14 protein-coding genes are annotated in these 18,844 nt (G+C 48.3%); 8 read left to right on the top strand and 6 right to left on the bottom strand.

Annotated features, from left to right (window positions below; genetic code table 11):
- Window positions 1-352 precede the first annotated feature (352 nt).
- A complete protein-coding gene (locus ACTHMC_RS08685) occupies window positions 353-1,048 on the bottom strand; it encodes a zinc metallopeptidase (protein WP_440412622.1) in 696 nt (231 codons plus the stop codon).
- A gap of 589 nt (window positions 1,049-1,637) precedes the next feature.
- Between ACTHMC_RS08685 and radA the strand changes: the two genes are divergently transcribed.
- The 6 genes from radA (at window position 1,638) to ACTHMC_RS08655 (ending at window position 8,747) form a co-directional block, all read left to right on the top strand.
- Window positions 1,638-3,014: a DNA repair protein RadA gene (gene radA, locus ACTHMC_RS08680; RefSeq protein WP_440412620.1), complete on the top strand. Its 1,377-nt coding sequence runs from the start codon at window positions 1,638-1,640 to the stop codon at window positions 3,012-3,014.
- A 9-nt stretch (window positions 3,015-3,023) separates the two neighbouring features.
- The gene (locus ACTHMC_RS08675) at window positions 3,024-3,722 is read left to right on the top strand and encodes a ComF family protein (RefSeq protein WP_440412619.1); all 699 of its coding nucleotides are present in this window, start codon (window positions 3,024-3,026) and stop codon (window positions 3,720-3,722) included.
- A 20-nt stretch (window positions 3,723-3,742) separates the two neighbouring features.
- Window positions 3,743-5,137: a choice-of-anchor Q domain-containing protein gene (locus ACTHMC_RS08670; RefSeq protein ID WP_440412617.1), complete on the top strand. Its 1,395-nt coding sequence runs from the start codon at window positions 3,743-3,745 to the stop codon at window positions 5,135-5,137.
- A gap of 105 nt (window positions 5,138-5,242) precedes the next feature.
- A complete protein-coding gene (locus tag ACTHMC_RS08665) occupies window positions 5,243-5,713 on the top strand; it encodes a glutathione peroxidase (protein ID WP_440412640.1) in 471 nt (156 codons plus the stop codon).
- Between the two features lie 39 nt (window positions 5,714-5,752).
- Window positions 5,753-6,961, top strand: a complete 1,209-nt coding sequence (locus ACTHMC_RS08660) for a DNA polymerase III subunit (RefSeq protein WP_440412616.1) — start codon at window positions 5,753-5,755, stop codon at window positions 6,959-6,961.
- Window positions 6,962-7,220: 259 nt separating this feature from the next.
- A complete protein-coding gene (locus ACTHMC_RS08655; RefSeq protein ID WP_440412614.1) occupies window positions 7,221-8,747 on the top strand; it encodes a PSP1 domain-containing protein in 1,527 nt (508 codons plus the stop codon).
- A gap of 199 nt (window positions 8,748-8,946) precedes the next feature.
- On the opposite strand, the gene ACTHMC_RS08650 is transcribed toward ACTHMC_RS08655, so the two are convergent.
- The 5 genes from ACTHMC_RS08650 to ACTHMC_RS08630 all read right to left on the bottom strand — a co-directional run bounded on the left by ACTHMC_RS08650 (window position 8,947) and on the right by ACTHMC_RS08630 (window position 16,753).
- The gene (locus ACTHMC_RS08650) at window positions 8,947-9,741 is read right to left on the bottom strand and encodes a TIGR00266 family protein (RefSeq protein ID WP_440412612.1); all 795 of its coding nucleotides are present in this window, start codon (window positions 9,739-9,741) and stop codon (window positions 8,947-8,949) included.
- A gap of 144 nt (window positions 9,742-9,885) precedes the next feature.
- Window positions 9,886-13,464 (bottom strand): efflux RND transporter permease subunit, encoded by a 3,579-nt coding sequence (locus tag ACTHMC_RS08645; protein ID WP_440412610.1) that lies wholly within the window; start codon window positions 13,462-13,464, stop codon window positions 9,886-9,888.
- A gap of 23 nt (window positions 13,465-13,487) precedes the next feature.
- Window positions 13,488-14,669 (bottom strand): efflux RND transporter periplasmic adaptor subunit, encoded by a 1,182-nt coding sequence (locus ACTHMC_RS08640; RefSeq protein WP_440412608.1) that lies wholly within the window; start codon window positions 14,667-14,669, stop codon window positions 13,488-13,490.
- Window positions 14,670-14,702: 33 nt separating this feature from the next.
- Window positions 14,703-16,118: a TolC family protein gene (locus ACTHMC_RS08635; protein WP_440412606.1), complete on the bottom strand. Its 1,416-nt coding sequence runs from the start codon at window positions 16,116-16,118 to the stop codon at window positions 14,703-14,705.
- A complete protein-coding gene (locus ACTHMC_RS08630) occupies window positions 16,115-16,753 on the bottom strand; it encodes a TetR/AcrR family transcriptional regulator (RefSeq protein WP_440412605.1) in 639 nt (212 codons plus the stop codon). The genes ACTHMC_RS08635 and ACTHMC_RS08630 overlap by 4 nt, the downstream gene beginning before the upstream one ends.
- Before the next feature lie 274 nt (window positions 16,754-17,027).
- Here ACTHMC_RS08630 and ACTHMC_RS08625 point away from each other — a divergent pair, with 274 nt between their 5' ends.
- Window positions 17,028-17,663: a DUF502 domain-containing protein gene (locus ACTHMC_RS08625; protein ID WP_440412604.1), complete on the top strand. Its 636-nt coding sequence runs from the start codon at window positions 17,028-17,030 to the stop codon at window positions 17,661-17,663.
- 68 nt (window positions 17,664-17,731) lie between these two features.
- Complete coding sequence (locus ACTHMC_RS08620; protein ID WP_440412602.1) at window positions 17,732-18,667, top strand: zinc dependent phospholipase C family protein; 936 nt, start codon at window positions 17,732-17,734, stop codon at window positions 18,665-18,667.
- Window positions 18,668-18,844: the final 177 nt, after the last annotated feature.

Below are 18,844 nucleotides of genomic sequence, written 5' to 3'. Positions count from 1 at the left end.
CAGGAATAAACAAACAGACTGAAGTACCAGAGTGATCAAATCTCGAAGTCGCCGTTCAATTCACCCCTACGACCTCCATTGTATTATTTGACATTTATCAAGATGAAAATTGGCTGAAGACTTCCTTAAAATCAAAAACTCCGGTGGTTAACCAGAGTTTTCTTTGCAGTTTGGTTTTGAGTAAGAGTATCCCCGTTTCCGGGAAACCATTCGCCCCTAAGGGAAAATGGCAACGTTAACATGAAAAAGTATAATAAGCAATCGTTAGCGTGTGTTGTATAATGCTGAGACAGGAAAGCCATGCAGGATGCTGCATGGCTTTATCAGAATATTAAAAAATTGTGGTTTTTCTTTAATCCCGGTTCCGGTTACTGGCTCCCAGGAAGATCAATATATATTGTATCAGGGTCACCACGGAGGCGAGCGCAGCTACCACATAAGTAGTGGCAGCCCATTTCAGCGCGTCCTTTGCCTTGGGGTATTCCTGGGCCGTAGTGATATTGGTGTGCTGCAACCAGGCAAGGGCCCGGCGGCTGGCATCAAACTCAACAGGGAGCGTAATCACTGAAAATAAGGTAGTTATGGCAAAAAGAACGATCCCGGCCAGCAATAACTGGGGGAAAGCGTTTACCATCACTATTCCCAGCAGCAGCACAATATTCACTATACCTGAGCTTACCTGTACCGCAGGGACCAGCTTGCTTCGCATGGCCATCCAGGGATACTGGGTAGCGTGCTGCACAGCGTGGCCGCATTCGTGGGCAGCCACCGCCGCCGCTGAAATACTCACTCCATTATATACATCCGGGCTCAGATTCACTGTTTTAGTGGCCGGATTGTAGTGATCACTCAGGAATCCGTCCACAGAAACCACCTGAACGTCATAAATCCCATTGTCCCGGAGCATTTTCCGGGCTACTTCACTGCCTGACAATCCGGAGCTCAAACGAAGCTTTGCATATGAATTAAACTTACTTTTTAACACCCCGGAAACTAACATACTGATGCCTATAAACACGAGGGAAATTATCCAAATCGATGGTGTCATTTTCTGGTATTTTTTTAAAGATTCTCATAGTGAAATATCAAATGAATTACCAAACTTTTTTTGAGGTTTTTCTACCACATTTCGGCATGAAAAGGAGCAGTTTTGTCACCTTCAAAGCCATTCAAAAAACATGGCTGCCAATTTATCACCGTAATGCATAGCTTATTGGGTCTAAAATTTTTAATTAATTGATTTACAGCAATATAAAGACAATAAATTGCTCTCTCATACGGATTATTATTTATTCACAACCCTAAAAAATAATTTTGTTATGTGGTGCGAATTTGTAATTTAGTGCAAGAATTTAATGGGTTAGTAAGTAAGGGGTCAACAGCAATGTTGGCCCTTTTACTTTTCGAAAATCACTGTATTTTTTTTCCTCATTTTTCACTGCATTTTTCATCCCTCTCCCACTAAAATCCATGCAATTATTTTTGTGATTTTTTGTCTTCGAAATCTGCCTTTCGAACGAGGTTATCCACATTGTGAATTTTTTGTCTTCGCCATTTTTTTTTGCTGAACTACGTCATCGATTCTCTCAACATCATCTATCCGGAAAACTGAATCGTTCCCAACGTATCTTTATCATATGAGTAAAATAAAAACCGCCTTCTTCTGTTCGAACTGTGGTTATGAAAGTCCTAAGTGGTCAGGTAAGTGTCCTTCATGCGGAAGCTGGAATACTTTTATTGAAGAAGTGATCCATAAAGATATTTCCCAAAAAGAGAAGCAGTGGAGACCGGAAGATGTGAAGAACGGAACATCAAAAACAATTGCACTCAATGAAATAAAAAGCAGTGAGCAGGATCGCATCATCACCGGAGATGCAGAGCTGAACAGGGTTCTGGGCGGTGGCATTGTTCCCGGAAGTCTTGTACTTGTTGCAGGAGAGCCAGGCATCGGAAAGTCAACGCTCTTTCTTCAGAACGCTTTGCAACTGAAAAGTATCACTACACTTTATATCAGCGGAGAAGAAAGTGAACAACAGATCAAACTGCGGGCAGACCGCCTGAAAATTCAGAACGAGAACTTTTACCTGCTTACAGAAACGCTCACACAAACTATTTTCCAGGAAATAAAAAAGCTGAAGCCCGATCTGGTGATCGTTGATTCCATTCAGACAATACAAAGTCCTTATATAGATTCTTCTCCGGGCAGCGTATCGCAGATCAGGGAAACCACCTCAGAATTTCAACGCTTTGCAAAAGACATGAACATTCCTGTTTTCCTGATCGGTCATATCACCAAAGATGGCAGTATTGCAGGCCCGAAAATGCTGGAACATATGGTGGATACAGTATTGCAGTTTGAGGGCGACCGGCACTATGCCTACCGGATTCTCCGGACCCTTAAAAACCGCTTCGGGAGCACTGCCGAGCTGGGGATCTATGAAATGGGCAGCGACGGAATGAGGGGAGTGGCCAATCCCAGCGATATCTTATTGAGCCAGAAGGAGGAACAACTCAGCGGGATAGCCATTGCCGCCACCATCGAGGGCATGCGCCCCCTCCTGATAGAGGTGCAGGCCCTGGTTACCCAGTCCGTTTATGGCACCCCCCAGCGGACGGTTTCGGGATTTGACCTCCGCAGGCTACAGCTGCTCCTGGCTGTTCTCGAAAAAAGAGGCGGATTCCACTTCGGAGTAAAAGATGTGTTCCTCAATATTGCAGGCGGCCTTAAAGTGGAAGATCCTTCCATCGACCTGGCGGTACTCTGTGCATTGCTGAGCTCATATGAAGATATTCCGCTTCCCTATGATATCTGCTTCGCAGGTGAAGTTGGTCTCAGCGGAGAGATCAGGGCAGTGAACAGGATCGAACAACGCATTGCGGAAGCAGAGAAACTCGGCTTCGAAAAGATCATCGTTTCCAAATACACACAGAAAGCACTACATCAGCAATCATACAATATCGAGATCATCCAGATGGCGAGGGTGGAAGAAGTCTACAGCTATCTGTTCGGTTAAAAACTTCTCATGCAGATCAAGCAAGCCGCTCAATCACTGCTCCAACTCTTCTTCCCGCAAACCTGCCAGGGATGCGGATCAGACGCTGTCAGCAAAGAGCAGCTGTTATGCATTGATTGCAATCAACGTTTACCCATAACCGATTTCTATGATCATGCCGGAAATGCATCAGAAAAAATGCTGACGGGCAGACTGCCGTTCATCAGCATGGCCAGTCATTTCTTCTTTACACAGCAATCGCTCATACAGCAATTGATGCATCAGTTCAAATACAAAGGGAACACGGAGATCGGGGAATATTTTGGCCGGAAGATGGGTAACTCCATTATTGCATCTCCGCGATTCAATGGCATCGATGCCATTATACCGATGCCCCTGCATCAGCAAAAACAGAAGCAGCGTCATTACAATCAGGCGGCCATTCTCAGCAACGGAATTGCCGCTGTGCTCAACCGGCCTGTACTGAACAATGTGATAGCACGTATCAATCCTGCCGGATCCCAAACACACAGGAACCGTACTGAAAGATGGGAAAACATCAGCCAGAGCTTCCGGCTCCTGCAGCCGGACCAGGTAGCCGGCAAACACCTGTTGCTGGTAGATGATGTGATCACTACCGGAGCCACCCTTGAAGCCTGTGGCGCAGAACTTCTGAAAGCGCCCGGCGCCACCCTCAGCCTCTGTACACTGGCTTGCGCCATGAAATGAAAACCTTATTTTTGAGCCACATGAAACAAATCCTGGTTGCCATTTTGCTGGGCCTGATCACTGCCAGCGCATGCAAGAAAAACACGTTCATCACCGGTAACGCTAATGTTACCATGTCTACCGACAGCCTTCACTTCGATACCCTGTTCACCTCCACGGGATCTGTGACCCGGTTTTTCCGCATCTATAACCAGAACGATCAAAAACTCCGTATCAGCGAAGTGTCCCTTGGCGGAGGAAACAGCTCCTTTTACAAGATCAATGTAGATGGTTTCCCCGGCCCCATTGTACGAGACCTGGAAGTGGAAGCCAACGACAGCCTTTATGTTTTTGTTACCGTTAAGATAGATCCCAGTGCAGCCAACCTGCCCTTTGTGGTGCAGGACAGTGTACATATTAAATACAACAACCAGGAGCAATGGGTACAACTGGATGCCTGGGGGCAGAATGCCCACTTCTACCGGAACCGACTCATCGATGCCGATGAAACCTGGATCAACGACCGGCCTTATGTGATCCTTGGAGGATTACTGGTAGACGAGAACGTTACCCTTACCATCGAAAAAGGAACACGCATTTACTTACACGCAGATGCTCCTTTTTTTGTGGATGGCACCATCAAGGCCAACGGCGGAGCCGATGACGGGGAAAAAATCATTTTCCGGGGAGACAGGCTGGACGCGCCTTACAAGGAATACCCCGCTGCATGGCCCGGCATTTATTTCAGGGAGCCAAGCAAAAACAACGAATTACAGTACACAGAGATCAGGAATGCCTACCAGGGCCTGGTGCTCAGCAATGCTTCCGGCAACGCACAACCGAAACTAAGCCTGAGAGAATCCGTCATAGATAATTGCTTCGATGCGGGCATCCTCTCAGTAGCCAGCTCCATCGATGCAGAGAACTGCCTGATCAGTAACTGCGGCAAGAATATCATGCTGGTGAAAGGGGGCAATTACCAGTTCACGCATTGCACGGTTGCCGCCTACACCAATTCATTTATCCAGCACAAGGAGCCTGTGCTGCTGCTGACAAATTTTGTGAAAGAAGGCGCTGCTGTTGAAGGAAGCAATCTCTCCGCCGCATTCACCAACTGTATTTTCTGGGCAGACAACAGTACCGTGGACAATGAAGTGGTCACACAAAAAGAAAGCACCGCTACCTTCAATGCCAGTTTCACCAATTGCATCCTGAAGGCCAAAACAGAACCGGCCAATGTTACGCTTATCAATATCCTGCTGAACCAGGCGCCGCAATTTGAGAACATCGATACCCAGAAGAAACTGTACAATTTCCGGTTGAAGGAAGGATCACCTGCCATCAACGCAGGTGTCAGCACTGCACTCAGTATCGATCTGGATGGTAAACCGCGCCCGGTTGGCCAGCCAGACCTGGGCTGTTATGAAAAACAATAAACCGGCAACCTTTTTAGTACAATTCTTGTATTACAGATACATCACTTCAAAACATAATTAGTTATGATCCGTTTGTTGCTGCTCTCAGTAGTGCTCACCGTAGGAATGGGCATTTACGACTTCAAGGTTCCAGGCCTCATGGGCGACACCATCAATCTGGCAGATTACAAGGGAAAGAAGATCCTTATTGTAAATACCGCCAGCAAATGCGGGTTTACCAAACAATACTCGGAACTGGAAACATTGTACAAAGAGCATAAGGACAAACTGGTGATCATCGGTTTCCCTGCCAATAACTTCGGTCAGCAGGAACCCGGCACCAACCAGGAGATCCAGGAATTCTGCCAGAAGAATTATGGCGTTACCTTCCCCATGGCAGAAAAGGTCTCTGTGAAAGGCGAAGACATTCACCCTCTCTACAAATATCTCCAGGAAGAAGCCAAAAAACTGGGCATTGAAGATCCCGTTAAATGGAACTTCACCAAATTCCTGGTTGATGAAAAAGGCAAGCTGATCACTGTATTCCCCAGCAAAGTGAAACCCAGCGATCCTGAATTGCTGAAGTACCTCAACTAAGCAGGAAAACAGGCTTGGACTTTTGTTATCTTCGCGCTCATGTCTTTCAAAAAAGTAATCGGTCAGGCGGATACGAAGCAGCACCTGGTGGAAATGGTGCAGCAAAACAAATTGGCTCACGCCCTTCTTTTTCTCGGAAAAGAAGGCAGCGGTGCCCTTCCCATGGCACTGGCCTTTGCGCAGTATGTTGTATGTGAGAAAGTGAACAGGCGCGGAGCGGCTGCCGATCCCGGCCCTTCTTTATTCGGAGATGCAGAACCCGCTCCGGAACCAGCTTTGCTCAATGATGCCTGCGGCGAATGCGCTGCCTGTCAGAAAGCACAGCAGATGATGCACCCGGATATTCACTATTCTTATCCGGTGATCCCCCGCAAGCCCGGTGATAAACCTCTCAGTACGGATTATATCAGCGAGTGGAGAGAGTTCATGGGGCAATACCCTTACGGTAATATATATGACTGGCTCCAGTTCATCGGGGCGGAGAACAAGCAGGGCAATATCACCGCTTACGAGTGTAACGATATTATCCGCAAACTCAACCTGAAGAGTTTTGAAAGCGGCTTCAAGATCCTGTTGCTCTGGATGCCTGAATACCTGGGCAACGAGGGGAACAAACTCCTCAAGCTGATTGAAGAGCCACCGGCCGATACACTTTTTATCCTGGTTGCTGAGAATGAGGCGCAGATCCTGGCCACCATCCTCAGCCGTACCCAGCTGGTAAAGATCCCTTCGCTCACTACACAGGAAATTGCGAATGCACTGGGTGACCGCGCCAATCTGCAACCTGATCAGGCCAGGCAGATAGCTTCCATTTCCGAAGGTAATTACCGCGAAGCCCTTCAACTGTTGAACCATGCCGGGGAAGACTGGATCTCCCTGGTGCGGGAATGGCTGAACGCCATCCTCAAGAACGGCCCCATCTCCCAGGTAAAATGGGTGGACGATGTCAGCAAACTGGGCCGCGAAAAACAAAAACAATTCCTCCGCTATTTCAATCACCTGCTGGAAATGGCCATCCGCCTGCAGGCCATGGGTCCGGATGCACTCACGCTGCCCGAAGCGGAAAAGGATTTTGCATTACGTCTCAACAAGTTAACGAGCTTTGCCCAGCAGGAAGCCATCATCAAAGAACTGGATAACGCGGCCTATTACATTGAAAGAAATGCTAATGCGAAGATGCTTTTCCACGCACTCACTATCAAATTATACCATATAATGGCTACCCGCCAGACCCTGACTGTCTTATAAAGCCCCTTTTGTTCTGAAAAACCTATATTTGTAATAACAGCCTGTACAGAAAAGTGAAAAAGAGAGGTTTGTGTAGTGTGGGTTCATAACAGAGCGAAGGTTTTTACTGAGTCATCTTACACTGCTATATATATAGTAATGGTATGTTTATCAGTCCTCAACTGTTAGCATATTGTATTGCATGTACTCCCTCCTTTTGATTCCTTCCTGTACAGCTTCAACATAAATCAAATTTAATCATCGTCAATTCAACATACGAATGGGATGTACTTCATGCAGTACAGGCGGCGGTAAAGTGTCCGGCTGTAAAAGTAACGGAGGTTGCAGCACAGGTGGTTGTAACCGGATGAATGTGTTCGACTGGCTTGTCAACTTACCAATCAACGACGAAGACAGTGCCTGCAAGGTGGTTGAGATCGCCTTCAACAATGGCAGCAGAAAAGATTATTTCAGAAACAGCACAGTGCACCTCCTCGAAAAAGGAGATATGGTAACGGTAGAAGGTGTCAGCGGTTTTGATGTTGGCTCCGTAAGCGTAACCGGAGAAGTGGTAAGGATGCAGCTGAAAAAGAAAGGGCTGAATGAGTTTGAGCCCGAAATGAAAAAGGTACTCAGACGTTCTTCCGATAAAGACCTCGAAGTCTGGCAACAGAACAAAGGCCGTGAAAAGGATGCCATCATCCAGTCCCGCGCCATTGCCAAGCAACTGAATCTGAACATGAAGATCTCCGAAGTGGAGATCCAGGCGGATGGGCGCAAAGCCACCTTCTTTTACATCGCAGATGACCGGGTGGATTTCCGGGAACTGATCAAGGTCTACGCCCGCGAATTCAAGGTAAAAGTGGAGATGCGCCAGATCGGAGCACGCCAGGAAGCCGCCAAAGTAGGCGGTGTGGGCAGTTGCGGCCGTGAGCTCTGCTGCAGCACCTGGTTGACCGATTTCAAATCTGTAAATACCACGGCAGCCCGTTACCAGAACCTGAGCATCAACCAGAGCAAACTCAGCGGACAATGCGGCCGTCTCAAATGCTGTCTCAACTACGAGCTGGATACCTACCTTGATGCCCTCCAGCATTTCCCGGAAAATGCCGAAAGTATCCAGGTGGCAAAAGGATATGCGAATCTTATCAAGAAAGACATTTTCAAAAATCTGATGTGGTATATGTTGCCAGACAGCAACAAGCAATACCCCCTGAGCATAGAACGTGTGCGTACTATCAAGAAACTGAATTCACAGGGCATCATTCCTGATGAACTGGAGCCAGTTGATGTAACTACCAACAAACCGAAGGAAGTTGAACCTGAATTTGTGGATGTGGTAGGACAGATCAGTCTCCGCAGCCTTGAAAAAGCTGAGAAGAAAAAGCGTCACCAGGGCAAGGACCAGAAAGGTGGTCAGCAAAGGCAGGGCAATGTGCAGCAGAAGCCAGGTCAGCAGCAAAGGCCCCAACAACAGGGCGGTCACGGCCAGAAGCCCCAGCAACAAGGTCAGGGGCAGAGACCACAACATGGGAATCAGCAAGGCCAGCGCCCTCAGCAACAGAGACAACAACAAAGCAGGCCACAGCAACAGCAGGGACAGAAACCGCAGCAACAAGGTGGTCAGCAGCAGGGACAGGGCCAGAAGCCTCAACCTAACCAGCAGGCACAGCGTCCGCAACAGCAAGGACAGCAGGGACAAAAACCCCAGCAACAACAACGTCCTCAGAATCAGCAGCAGCAAAAGCCAAGGCCACAGCAGCCGCCGAAGGACAATGGCACACCTCCTGCACAACCGCAGGCGTAATCAGGAACTCAACTCATTTTAAATAACCCGGGGCAAACCTTTTTGGTTTGCCCCGTTTCATTTTGCGCTGCCCAGTTGCTCGCGTCCCCGCGAGTGACGTTTATTCCGCCGTCTCCGGCAACACAGTGTTCGCCAGAGGCGAACCAATATAAGTCACTCGCAGAGGCGAGCTACCGGACACTGCGTTATAAAAGCAGCATTATTTCCATCCGTCGCCATCGAGCATATTGCCCAGGCCACCCAGGATACTTCCCTCTTCTTTACGATTGTAAGTACCATATGCCAGGATCCTTCCGGCAAGCCTGCTGATAGGCAGGGTCTGGATCCATACTTTACCAGGTCCGCGCAGTGTGGCAAAGAAAAGACCTTCTCCACCAAAAAGCGTGTTCTTGATACCGCCTACGAACTGGATATCATAATCGATGGTTTGTGTATAGGCAACCAGACAGCCGGTATCGATACGCAGGAATTCACCCGCCTGTAATTCTCTCTCGAACACATGACCACCAGCGTGCACAAAGGCCATTCCATCCCCTTCGAGTTTCTGCATGATGAAACCTTCTCCACCAAAAAGACCGGTCCCGAGCCTGCGCTGGAATTCGATACCTACACTCACTCCTTTGGCTGCACAAAGGAAGGAGTCTTTCTGCGCTACTATCTTTCCACCCATCTGCTGCAGGTCAAGCGGAATGATCTTACCGGGATAGGGAGAAGCAAAGCTTACTCTTTTCTTGCCATGCCCCATATTGGTAAAGGCTGTCATGAACAGGCTTTCACCGGTGAGCACGCGTTTACCGGCCGACATCAGTTTTCCGAAGAAACCCTGTTGCTGTTTTGCGCCGTCCCCGAAGATCGTTTCCATCTGGATGCCATCATCCATCATCATGAAAGCGCCACTTTCCGCTACGGCAGTCTCGTTGGGGTCGAGCTCAATTTCAACGTACTGCATCTCTTCACCAATGATGCGATAGTCTATCTCGTGATTTGTTCTCATACTTTTAGATTTATTGCAAATACTGCTTACGCAATATTATCATTAAAATTGATTACTTACAATTAGTAGTGGAGGGGTATAAAAAATTACGGGCCTCCGGAGAATTTTTCCGGAGGCCCGTATTATTTCACAAAAGCTTTATCATCAGAACCAGCTGCCGACAAAGGCTTTATTCACGTTCGGGTTGTTAGCCAGTCTTCTTTCACGGCGTCTGCGTTTAGCACGATGCACCCACATGCTCGCAAGCATCATGAAGGCAAACACAACCGTCAGTGGCGGAATACCCATGAAGCTCACCCACTTGCCACCGAATGATTTGCGCATCGGACGCCTTAGCCGTTCCGCAATCAGGTACATACTCGGTACAATGATCAGGGTCATGAAGAAGGCGAAGGCCAGACCAAAGATGATGGTCCAGGAGAGCGGCTTCCAGAACACGGCATTATCGCCACCGAAGAAGATATGCGGATTCAGTTCAGAGAACATTTTCACGAAGTCGATATTGAAACCAACGGCCAGCGGGATCAGGCCCAGGATGGCAGCCACCGCTGTGAGCAATACCGGAATGATACGTGTTTTACCTGCCTGTATCACAGCTTCGCGGGTTTTCACACCACGCATACGCAGCTCATCCGCAAACTCAATCACCAGGATACCGTTCTTCACCACAATACCCGCCAGACCTACGATACCCATACCTGTCATCAGTACAGACACTTCCATACCCGTGAATGCAAACCCAAGCAATACCCCGATCACACTGAAGATAATCTCCGTTAAGATGATCACGGATTTACTGATGGAGTTGAACTGAATCACCAGGATCAGCAGGATCAGCAACAATGCAACTACCAGTGCTTTACCAAGGAAAGCGCCGGTTTCAGCCTGCTGCTCTCCTTCACCTGTCTGCCTGATGGTAACACCATCCGGCCTTTGCTTGAAGTTGGCGATATGCTGCGCCAGTTCCTGGTTAACGCCTGTTGGCGTGTATCCCTGTGATTCCAGTACGTTAGACACCAGGGTGATCATACGTTTCTGGTTCTTGCGCTTCACACTTCCCAGCGTGCTGGTATAATCCACTTTCACTACGGAACTGATAGGAACAGATTTCATTCTGCCCACACTCTGATCCATGAAAACCACCTGCATATTCAGGAGAGAAGCCAGGTCTTTACGCTGTACTTCCTGGTTACGAAGCTGGATCTTGTATTCTTCATCGCCGTCTTTGATCTTGGACAGCTCTCTTCCGAACAGTCCTGTACGGATGGTCATACCTATCTGGGCTGAAGTAACACCGGCCATCATGGCACGCTCACGGTCAACAATAAGCGTAATTTCAGGATTGGTGAGATCCACGTCCATTTTCAGCTCTTCCACACCTGGTGTTTGAACCGAGTCAAGGTAATTCTTAAGCGCTACCGCCGTTTTGGTAAGATTATCAAAATCCTCACTCGCTATTTCAATGTTCACCGGAGGATCGGTAGGAGGGCCACCCTGCTCCTGGTTCACGGAAATTTCTGCACCGGGAATACCTTTCACTACATTCCGGATGGAATCCAGGTAAGGTTTGGTGCTCACACCATGGCGTTTTTCAAACTCCACGAAAGAAACCTGAATACGGCCCAGTTCAGGGCGTGTACTTCTGTCGCCGCTCATCGGATCACCCGCGCCAACCGCAATATTGGTGATCACACTTTCCACTACAGGATTCTTCTTTCCGTTTTCCGTTCCAAGCACTTTGTACACGCGGCCTTCAAGCACTTTGGTAACAGAATCAGTATAATCAACAGCAGTGCCCACCGGCAATTTCAGGTACACAAAGATCTGGTTGGGATCACCGGTAGGGAAGAACACTACTTTGGGATTGGAGGCTGCGAAGATGAAGAAAGAGAGAATGAGTAATACGAATGTGCCGATAAGCATCCATACCGGTCTCCATCCTTTCAACACCCAACGCAACAGAGTTTCGTAGTGGCCCATGATCCAGGGCAGCACACGATGCTGGAATGCCTTGATCATTCCATCGAGCACATAGGTGTTCAGAATAACCAGCAGCACTAAAAAGATCAGCAGGTTACCCATGAAGGTCACCCCAAACAGATCGAATATGATACCTACTGCCAGCGCCACCCAGAGGGCAGGCTTTCTGAATATATCTGATTTTCTTTTTTCATGCTCTTCGTGGTTCATGAAGTCCACCGCAAATACGGGGTTCATGATAAAGGCCACGATCAGTGACGCCGTCAATGTAAAGATCAGCATGGTTGGCAGGTAGATCATGAACTTCCCGATGATACCCGGCCAGAAGAGTAGTGGTATGAACGGCGCCAGGGTGGTAAGCGTACCTGCCAGAACCGGTACAAACACTTCACCGGCGGCCATCATGGCTGATTTCTCGGAACTTAGTTTTCCGCCTGCCTGCACAAAGATCCGGTGTGTATTCTCGATCACCACAATGGCGTCATCCACAATGATACCCAACCCGAAGAGCAGGGCAAACAGTACGATGAAATTGAGGGTTACGTGCGTACCTACTATCAGGTCAGCCGCCGGCAGGAAGATGAAGGCAACGAACATACTCAGGGGAACGGACAACGCCACAAAGAAGGCATTGGTCACACCCATGAAGAACATCAGGATGATCAGTACCAGTAAGAAGCCGATCACAATGGTATTCACCAGTTCATTGAAAGAGGTCCTGGTGGTCTTACTCTGATCACCTGTTACCACCACATCGAGGTCTTTCGGAAAGCTTTCCGCCTTCATCACATCCACTACACCTTTTACTGCATCAGATGTTTCAATGAGGTTCTCACCGGAACGTTTGATGATGTTGAGGGTAATTACATTCTTTCCATCCAGTCGCGCATAGCTTTCTCTTTCTTTGATGGTGTCTTTGATCTGGGCGATATCTTTCAGGTAAATGGCGCCGCCTTTTGAGTTGCGGATCACTACTTTTTCGATATCGAAGGTTGTTTTGAACTGACCTTTCAGTTGCAGGTTACGTTTGGTATTGCCAGCTTCAAGGAGACCGCCTGAGATATCCATGTTCTCGCGCTTGATGGCTCCTTCGATATCATCGAAGGTTACATTGGCGGCCTGCATCCTGTAATTGTCAACATTGATCTGGAACTCGCGCTCGGGAGCACCTACCAGGTCAACCCGGTTGAGCTGGGAAAGCTCTTCCAGCCTGTCTTTCAGGTCATCTGCAAATTTTTTCAGGCGTACCACATCATAATTACCGCTCACGTTCACGTACATGATGGGCTGATCGGAGAAGCTCACTTCCATTACAGAAGGTTCTTCAGTAAGATCGGTAGGCAGGTCTGGTTTGGCCTTATCCACCGCATCTTTCACTTTCCGCAAAGCGATATCCGTTTTCACATCCGTATCAAATTCCACCGTAATGGCAGAATAGTCCTGTACGGAAGTGCTCATCACTTTATTGATCTTGGCTCCTGTGATACCCTTGATCTGTTTCTCGATCGGCTGGCTCACCAGGTTCTCGATGTCTTTCGGAGAGTTACCTACATAAATCGTTTGTACATATATGGTAGGTATCACAATATCCGGGAACTGCTCTTTGGGAAGGGTCACAAACTGCCACACACCAATGAAGCTCACGATGAGCATGAACAGGTATACCGAAGTTTTATTCTTTATACTCCAGGTAGTGGGCTTGAAATGCTTGAATTTCCCCGTAAGGTTTTCTAACGCACTCATAAGGTTGTTTTATTGATCTGTACTTACTTTACGTTTGTGGTAATGGCCTGTCCGTCATAAAGACCCTGGAATCCTTCTGTGATCAGCTGATCACCAGCCTGAAGACCTGATTTCACTTCCAGTTTGTCACCATACAATTCACCAACGGTTACAGCGCGTTTTACAGCCACCAGTTTACCGTTCTGCGTTGTTGCCACCATTACGAATTTGCCTTTCTCATCACTTGACAGGGTGCTCACCGGAATGGTGATGGCGTCAGCCGTTGTATAATCCTGGATGCGCACGATAGCCAGCTGATTGGCGCGGAGCGACTTACCGGCAGGAATACGTGCTTCGATATAGAAGGTCCTTGAATTGGGATCGATGATCTTGCTGGCTACACTCACTTTAGCGCGGATGGAATCGTTACCCAGTTCAGGAAGACTAACCACTACATTGCTTCCTACTCCAACTTTTCCCTGGTAATTCTCAGGAACATCGGCCACTACTTTGAGGTCGTTCGTGTTTACGATGCGGATGCCGGCCATGGTGGCTGTTTGTGCACTCAGCACTTCACCCACCCGGATATTCACCTGGTCGGCAACGCCACTCATTTCTGCATACACATTCGCCATATCCAGTTGGTTCTCGGCCTGATCCACCATTTTAGCGGCATTGTCCATCTGCGCTTTGGCATTGATCAGATCGATCTCTGCACCGATCTTCTGGTCCCAGAGATTCTTCCTGCGGTCATAATATGTTTTAGCTGTGTTGTACTGGATCTTTGCGCGGTCCAGATCCTGGCGGAACGCAATATCATCCAGCTTCGCCAGCAATTGTCCTTTTCGCACCACATCACCCTGTTTTACATACAGCGCTTTCACCTGGCCGCCCAATCCGCGGGGAGTAACATATGCAGTGTTAACCGCATCGATCCTTCCCTTCAGGTCAATATAGTGAGTGAACCGGCTGGATGCGATGGCTGTAACTGCCACCAGCTTTGTTTTTTCAGGCTTCGCAAAACTGGAATCCAGTTTGCTGAGCTCATCTTCCAGTTTGGTGATCTTATCAGAAACTGCTGTCAGTTTGGAGCTCAGTTCAGATTGCTCGGTCTTTGCTTTGGCCAGTTCTTCTTTCTTTTTACTAAGGTCCGTGTTATCTGAAGCGCCGCAGGCTGTGAGCGAAAGCATCAGTACACCAGCGCTTAGTTTAAGTATCGTATTCATGTATTAGTTATTTATCTGTGGTAGTTGTTGTGTTTATAATTTTCCGACAGCACGGAGGTAATCGATCCTGGCGATCACTGCGTCATACAGCGCCTGGTAGTAATTCACCTGGGCTGTTCTCAGTTCAGTCTGAGCATTGGTGATCTCCAGGTTGGAGCCGAGGCCCTGATCGTATTTCAGCTTCGTCTGGTTATAGATGCTTTCCGCCAGTTCCATATTCCTGCGCTGGCTTTCCATGGAAAGCAGGGCGCTTCCGATCTTTATGCGGGCTGTTTCCACATCATTATCGATGGAGAGCTTCATGTTTTCGGAGAGGTTCTCAACCTGTTTCAGTTCAAGACGCGCCTTTGAGATCCTTGCATCTTTCGCAAATCCTTCAAAGATGGGAACGGTGATCTTTACGCCAACAAGCGCCGTGGTGAACCAATCGCCTTTGCCGAAGAAATCGAACTCATTACGCATCGCGTTCTTGCTGAACGTACCAAAAGCGGCTACGGTAGGGAGTTTGCTGAGCTGATAACGTTTTACGTTGAACTCTCTCAGTGTTTTGGTAAGCTCCAGTTGCTGGAATTCCTTACGGTCTTCGTATTTGTATTCGTTATCCAGGAGATTGTCTTTCAGCTGCGATTCGGAGAGCGTATCGGTAAGCACCAGCTCATCTTTTGCGGGCATGCCCATGAGGAATTTCAATCCCATCAATCCCACTTTCAGATCGTTTTCCACTTTCAGCTTATCAGTACGCAGGTTGGTGAGCGTTACTTCCAGCTTGTTCACATCCAGTTGCTCTACCAGTCCCTGCTGAAAGAAAGCGCGGGTATCGCTGAGTGTTTTCTCGAAGCGCGTGATATTGGCATCGATGGTCTCGATCTGCTTTCTTCCGATCACCACCTGGTAGTAGATCTTGTACACATTGGTCTTGATCTGCTCCTGCGTTACTTCCACTGCTTTGGAAGCCCAGTCCAGGCTGGCTTTCCTGGCCTGCAAGCCGATGAATACCTGCCCGTCGAACAGCAACTGAGAGAGGCTTACACCACCAGAGGCCGTCCAGCTGGTACCGAATTGCGCGGACACGAAACCGAAGTCTTTCGGTGATACGATCTGCTGGCCATTGCCGTTACGTACGCCTTCCTGCTCCAGCACGCCGTAAGTGGCCATGGCAATGAAGTTGGGAAATGACTGCACCGGTACTTTGGGATAATAAGTTGTTTCGATCGATCCTGATACATTGGGTAAAGCCTGTGCAGTGATCTCTTTATTGGTCTGCTGCTGTATCTGGATATCTATCAGTGCATTTTTTACCTGTACACTGTTTTTGTTGGCATATTCCACAACTTGCAGAACAGACATCTCATGGCGGTTTTGTGCCATCAATGCAGATGGTACGGCTATACCTGCCAGGAAAACGATCAGCGCTGTTGAACTTCGCCTTGCTACCTGATAAGGGTTCATATTGGTTTGCTTTTTTTTCTTTCTTCTTTGTATTGCAGAATCAGTGCGTGGCCCCTGGTGGAAGCCAGCCCAAACATGTAATGCTCCAGTACCACCTGTACCACTTCCACGAAACTGTAGCGGGAAGTAGGGAATAACTGCGTATTGAAAGGCATCATCATGGATTCAAGTCTGAACTTGCTGATCACATCCTCATTCAGATCATTCCTGAACAACCCTTCTTTGATACCCCGCTTCATATTGTTCTTTACTACGGTGAAGAGATAATCATGTTTGTAATGCAGGAACTTTTTAAAAGCACTGCTATGGTTCTTTTCCAGGTCGTGCAGAATGATGGGATTCATATTACGGAACTGTTCGGCCAGCAGGTCCATGGTAAGGATAAGCTCGTGGATAGCGTCCTTTGCGCTGTCATACACTTCGTCACACTCCCCTTTCATTTTGTTGAGTGTGAAATCCAGCACCGCGTTTACCAGTTCATCCTTATCGGAATAATACTGGTAGATGGTCTTTTTGCTCATCCCGAGTTCCCGCGCGATATCGTCCATACTCACATTCCGGGTACCCAGTTGCATGAAGAGATCATCGGCTTTTTGGCGGATCCTTTCCCTGGTTTGTACATCTGGTGAAGTCATAATCCGGGCAAAACTATGGAAACTTTCAAAGTAGTTCAAGTTTCCCGGAAGATTTTTTTGCATTTTTTGATGAATGGGAAAGCCGTTTGAGACGAAAGAAAACTGATGGGGCAAACGCGACAGAACGGGGACTACAACAGGGAATAAGGCGCAAGAATCGGGCCGGAGAAGATGTTGAAACACTGGTTATGATTGGGTTTGCGGCTTTAATCAGGAACTAATTTCGGTAGTCAGGCGGCGGGCAGTACTTTTGGACTCTAATCTCCCTCATTGTATGACACTGAAGCAGGTACTGAAGAAGATCTTCCAATATTTTTTACAGGGACTGATCATCCTGGCGCCTATCGCCATTACGGTATACGCGGTTTCCGCCCTCTTCAATTTTATCGATGGCATCCTGCCGGGCATTATCGGCAATTTCTTCCCGGGATTCCTGGGAACGGATGCGGAAGGGAAGGCTATCAAGATCCCCGGCCTCGGCTTTGTGCTGGTGCTGCTGGTGGTGATCTTTGTAGGATATATCTCTTCTTCTTATGTCATCGGCAAGTTGGTGGAACTCTTTGATAAGGTGTTGGAACGAACACCGGGCATCAAGCTTATTTATACTACCATCAAGGATTTCTTTGAAGCCTTTGCCGGCAACAAGCGGAAGTTTGATAAATCAGTGCTGGTTAATATCGAAGGCAAGGATGTTTGGCAGATCGGTTTCATCACCCGAGAAGAGTTGCATGAGTTCGGCCTTTCTGAATTTGTAGCCGTGTATGTGCCTCAGTCCTATGCGCTTACAGGCAGACTTTACTTTGTAAAAGCAGAACGCGTACGCCTTCTCACAGATATCAGTTCTACGGATGCCATGAAGTTTGCCATCTCCGGTGGCGTTACCGAAATCGAAGAAGAAAATCCGGCATAGGATTTTACCCGTATGTAGGATCATTTTAACCGGCTACCGATATGGTATAACCGAAAATGATTGTCCATATGAGAAAATCGATCCTGTTCCTGTCGCTTCTTTTTATTTACATTCAAAGCTTTTCATGGGGCTTTTATGCCCATCGCCTCATCAATTTCCAGGCAGTATTCCTGTTGCCTCCGGAAATGCTGGCATTTTTCAAACCACATATTGCATATCTCCGTGAGCATGCCGTTGATCCGGACCGGCGCCGTTACATGGTTGCCGGAGAAGGCCCCAGGCATTTCATTGACCTCGACCATTACGGCACAGACAGTTTACCTTCCGGCTGGAAAGCTGCCCTGGAGCGGTTTCCGGAAGACAGCCTGCAGAAACACGGCATCCTGCCCTGGTGGCTGCAGACCATGCAGTTCCGTTTAACCAAAGCATTCCGGGAGAAACAGGCAGAGCAGATCCTGAAGCTGGCCGCAGACATCGGGCATTATATCGGCGACGGACATGTGCCGCTGCACGCCTGCAGCAATTATGACGGCCAGTTCACCAACCAGCGTGGCATCCATGCCCTCTGGGAATCCGCTCTTCCGGAACTGCTGGCGGAGGAACAATGGGAGCTGTTTACACAACGCGCCGCTTACTGGCAGCAACCTTCCCTGTTCTTCTGGCAATTCATACGGGAGAGCAGTAAGGCTGTTGATACCGTTTTGCAATGCGAAAAGAATCTGACAGAAGCCTTTCCGCCGGATACCCGGTATTCTTTTATTGAACGAAATGGAAAACTGCAAAAGCAGATCACTCCGGCCTTTGCCATGGCATACCACGAATCGATGAATGACCTGACGGAAAGAAGATTGAAGCAGTCCATTCAGGCGGTGGCCAGCAGCTGGTATACGGCGTGGGTGGATGCGGGGCAGCCGGACCTGAAACAATTGCTGAAAGAAAGCTTGGCCCCTGAAACAGCAAAAAATGTGGCTGACCTGAATTTACTCTGGCATAAAGAATTTTAGAAGCAGGGGGAGCAGTCGCTCGCGTCCCCGCGAGTGACGAATATTCCGTTGCCTCCGGCGACACGGCGTTCGCCGGAGGCGAACAAATAGAAGTAACTCGCGTCCCCGCGAGTTACTGGGCACTGCGTGAATTAAATATAACTCCAAACCTTCTCCAGGAGCCGCATTCAGCAAACA

Origin of the sequence: Pseudobacter sp. (assembly GCF_051955275.1) — a bacterium.
Classification (GTDB): domain Bacteria; phylum Bacteroidota; class Bacteroidia; order Chitinophagales; family Chitinophagaceae; genus Pseudobacter.
The sequence above is the reverse complement of the archived record's forward strand: the minus strand, read 5'-3'. Positions and strand labels throughout refer to the sequence as shown.

Bases quoted from the DNA above. Each gene is read 5' to 3' on its own strand.
- ACTHMC_RS08620 (WP_440412602.1), top strand. From the start codon at position 17,732: ATGAGAAAATCGATCCTGTTCCTGTCGCTTCTTTTTATTTACATTCAA.
- ACTHMC_RS08685 (WP_440412622.1), bottom strand. From the start codon at position 1,048: ATGACACCATCGATTTGGATAATTTCCCTCGTGTTTATAGGCATCAGT.
- ACTHMC_RS08640 (WP_440412608.1), bottom strand. From the start codon at position 14,669: ATGAATACGATACTTAAACTAAGCGCTGGTGTACTGATGCTTTCGCTC.
- ACTHMC_RS08660 (WP_440412616.1), top strand. From the start codon at position 5,753: ATGTCTTTCAAAAAAGTAATCGGTCAGGCGGATACGAAGCAGCACCTG.
- ACTHMC_RS08625 (WP_440412604.1), top strand. From the start codon at position 17,028: ATGACACTGAAGCAGGTACTGAAGAAGATCTTCCAATATTTTTTACAG.
- ACTHMC_RS08630 (WP_440412605.1), bottom strand. From the start codon at position 16,753: ATGACTTCACCAGATGTACAAACCAGGGAAAGGATCCGCCAAAAAGCC.
- ACTHMC_RS08635 (WP_440412606.1), bottom strand. From the start codon at position 16,118: ATGAACCCTTATCAGGTAGCAAGGCGAAGTTCAACAGCGCTGATCGTT.
- ACTHMC_RS08655 (WP_440412614.1), top strand. From the start codon at position 7,221: ATGGGATGTACTTCATGCAGTACAGGCGGCGGTAAAGTGTCCGGCTGT.
- ACTHMC_RS08670 (WP_440412617.1), top strand. From the start codon at position 3,743: ATGAAACAAATCCTGGTTGCCATTTTGCTGGGCCTGATCACTGCCAGC.
- ACTHMC_RS08650 (WP_440412612.1), bottom strand. From the start codon at position 9,741: ATGAGAACAAATCACGAGATAGACTATCGCATCATTGGTGAAGAGATG.
- ACTHMC_RS08675 (WP_440412619.1), top strand. From the start codon at position 3,024: ATGCAGATCAAGCAAGCCGCTCAATCACTGCTCCAACTCTTCTTCCCG.
- radA (WP_440412620.1), top strand. From the start codon at position 1,638: ATGAGTAAAATAAAAACCGCCTTCTTCTGTTCGAACTGTGGTTATGAA.
- ACTHMC_RS08665 (WP_440412640.1), top strand. From the start codon at position 5,243: ATGGGCATTTACGACTTCAAGGTTCCAGGCCTCATGGGCGACACCATC.
- ACTHMC_RS08645 (WP_440412610.1), bottom strand. From the start codon at position 13,464: ATGAGTGCGTTAGAAAACCTTACGGGGAAATTCAAGCATTTCAAGCCC.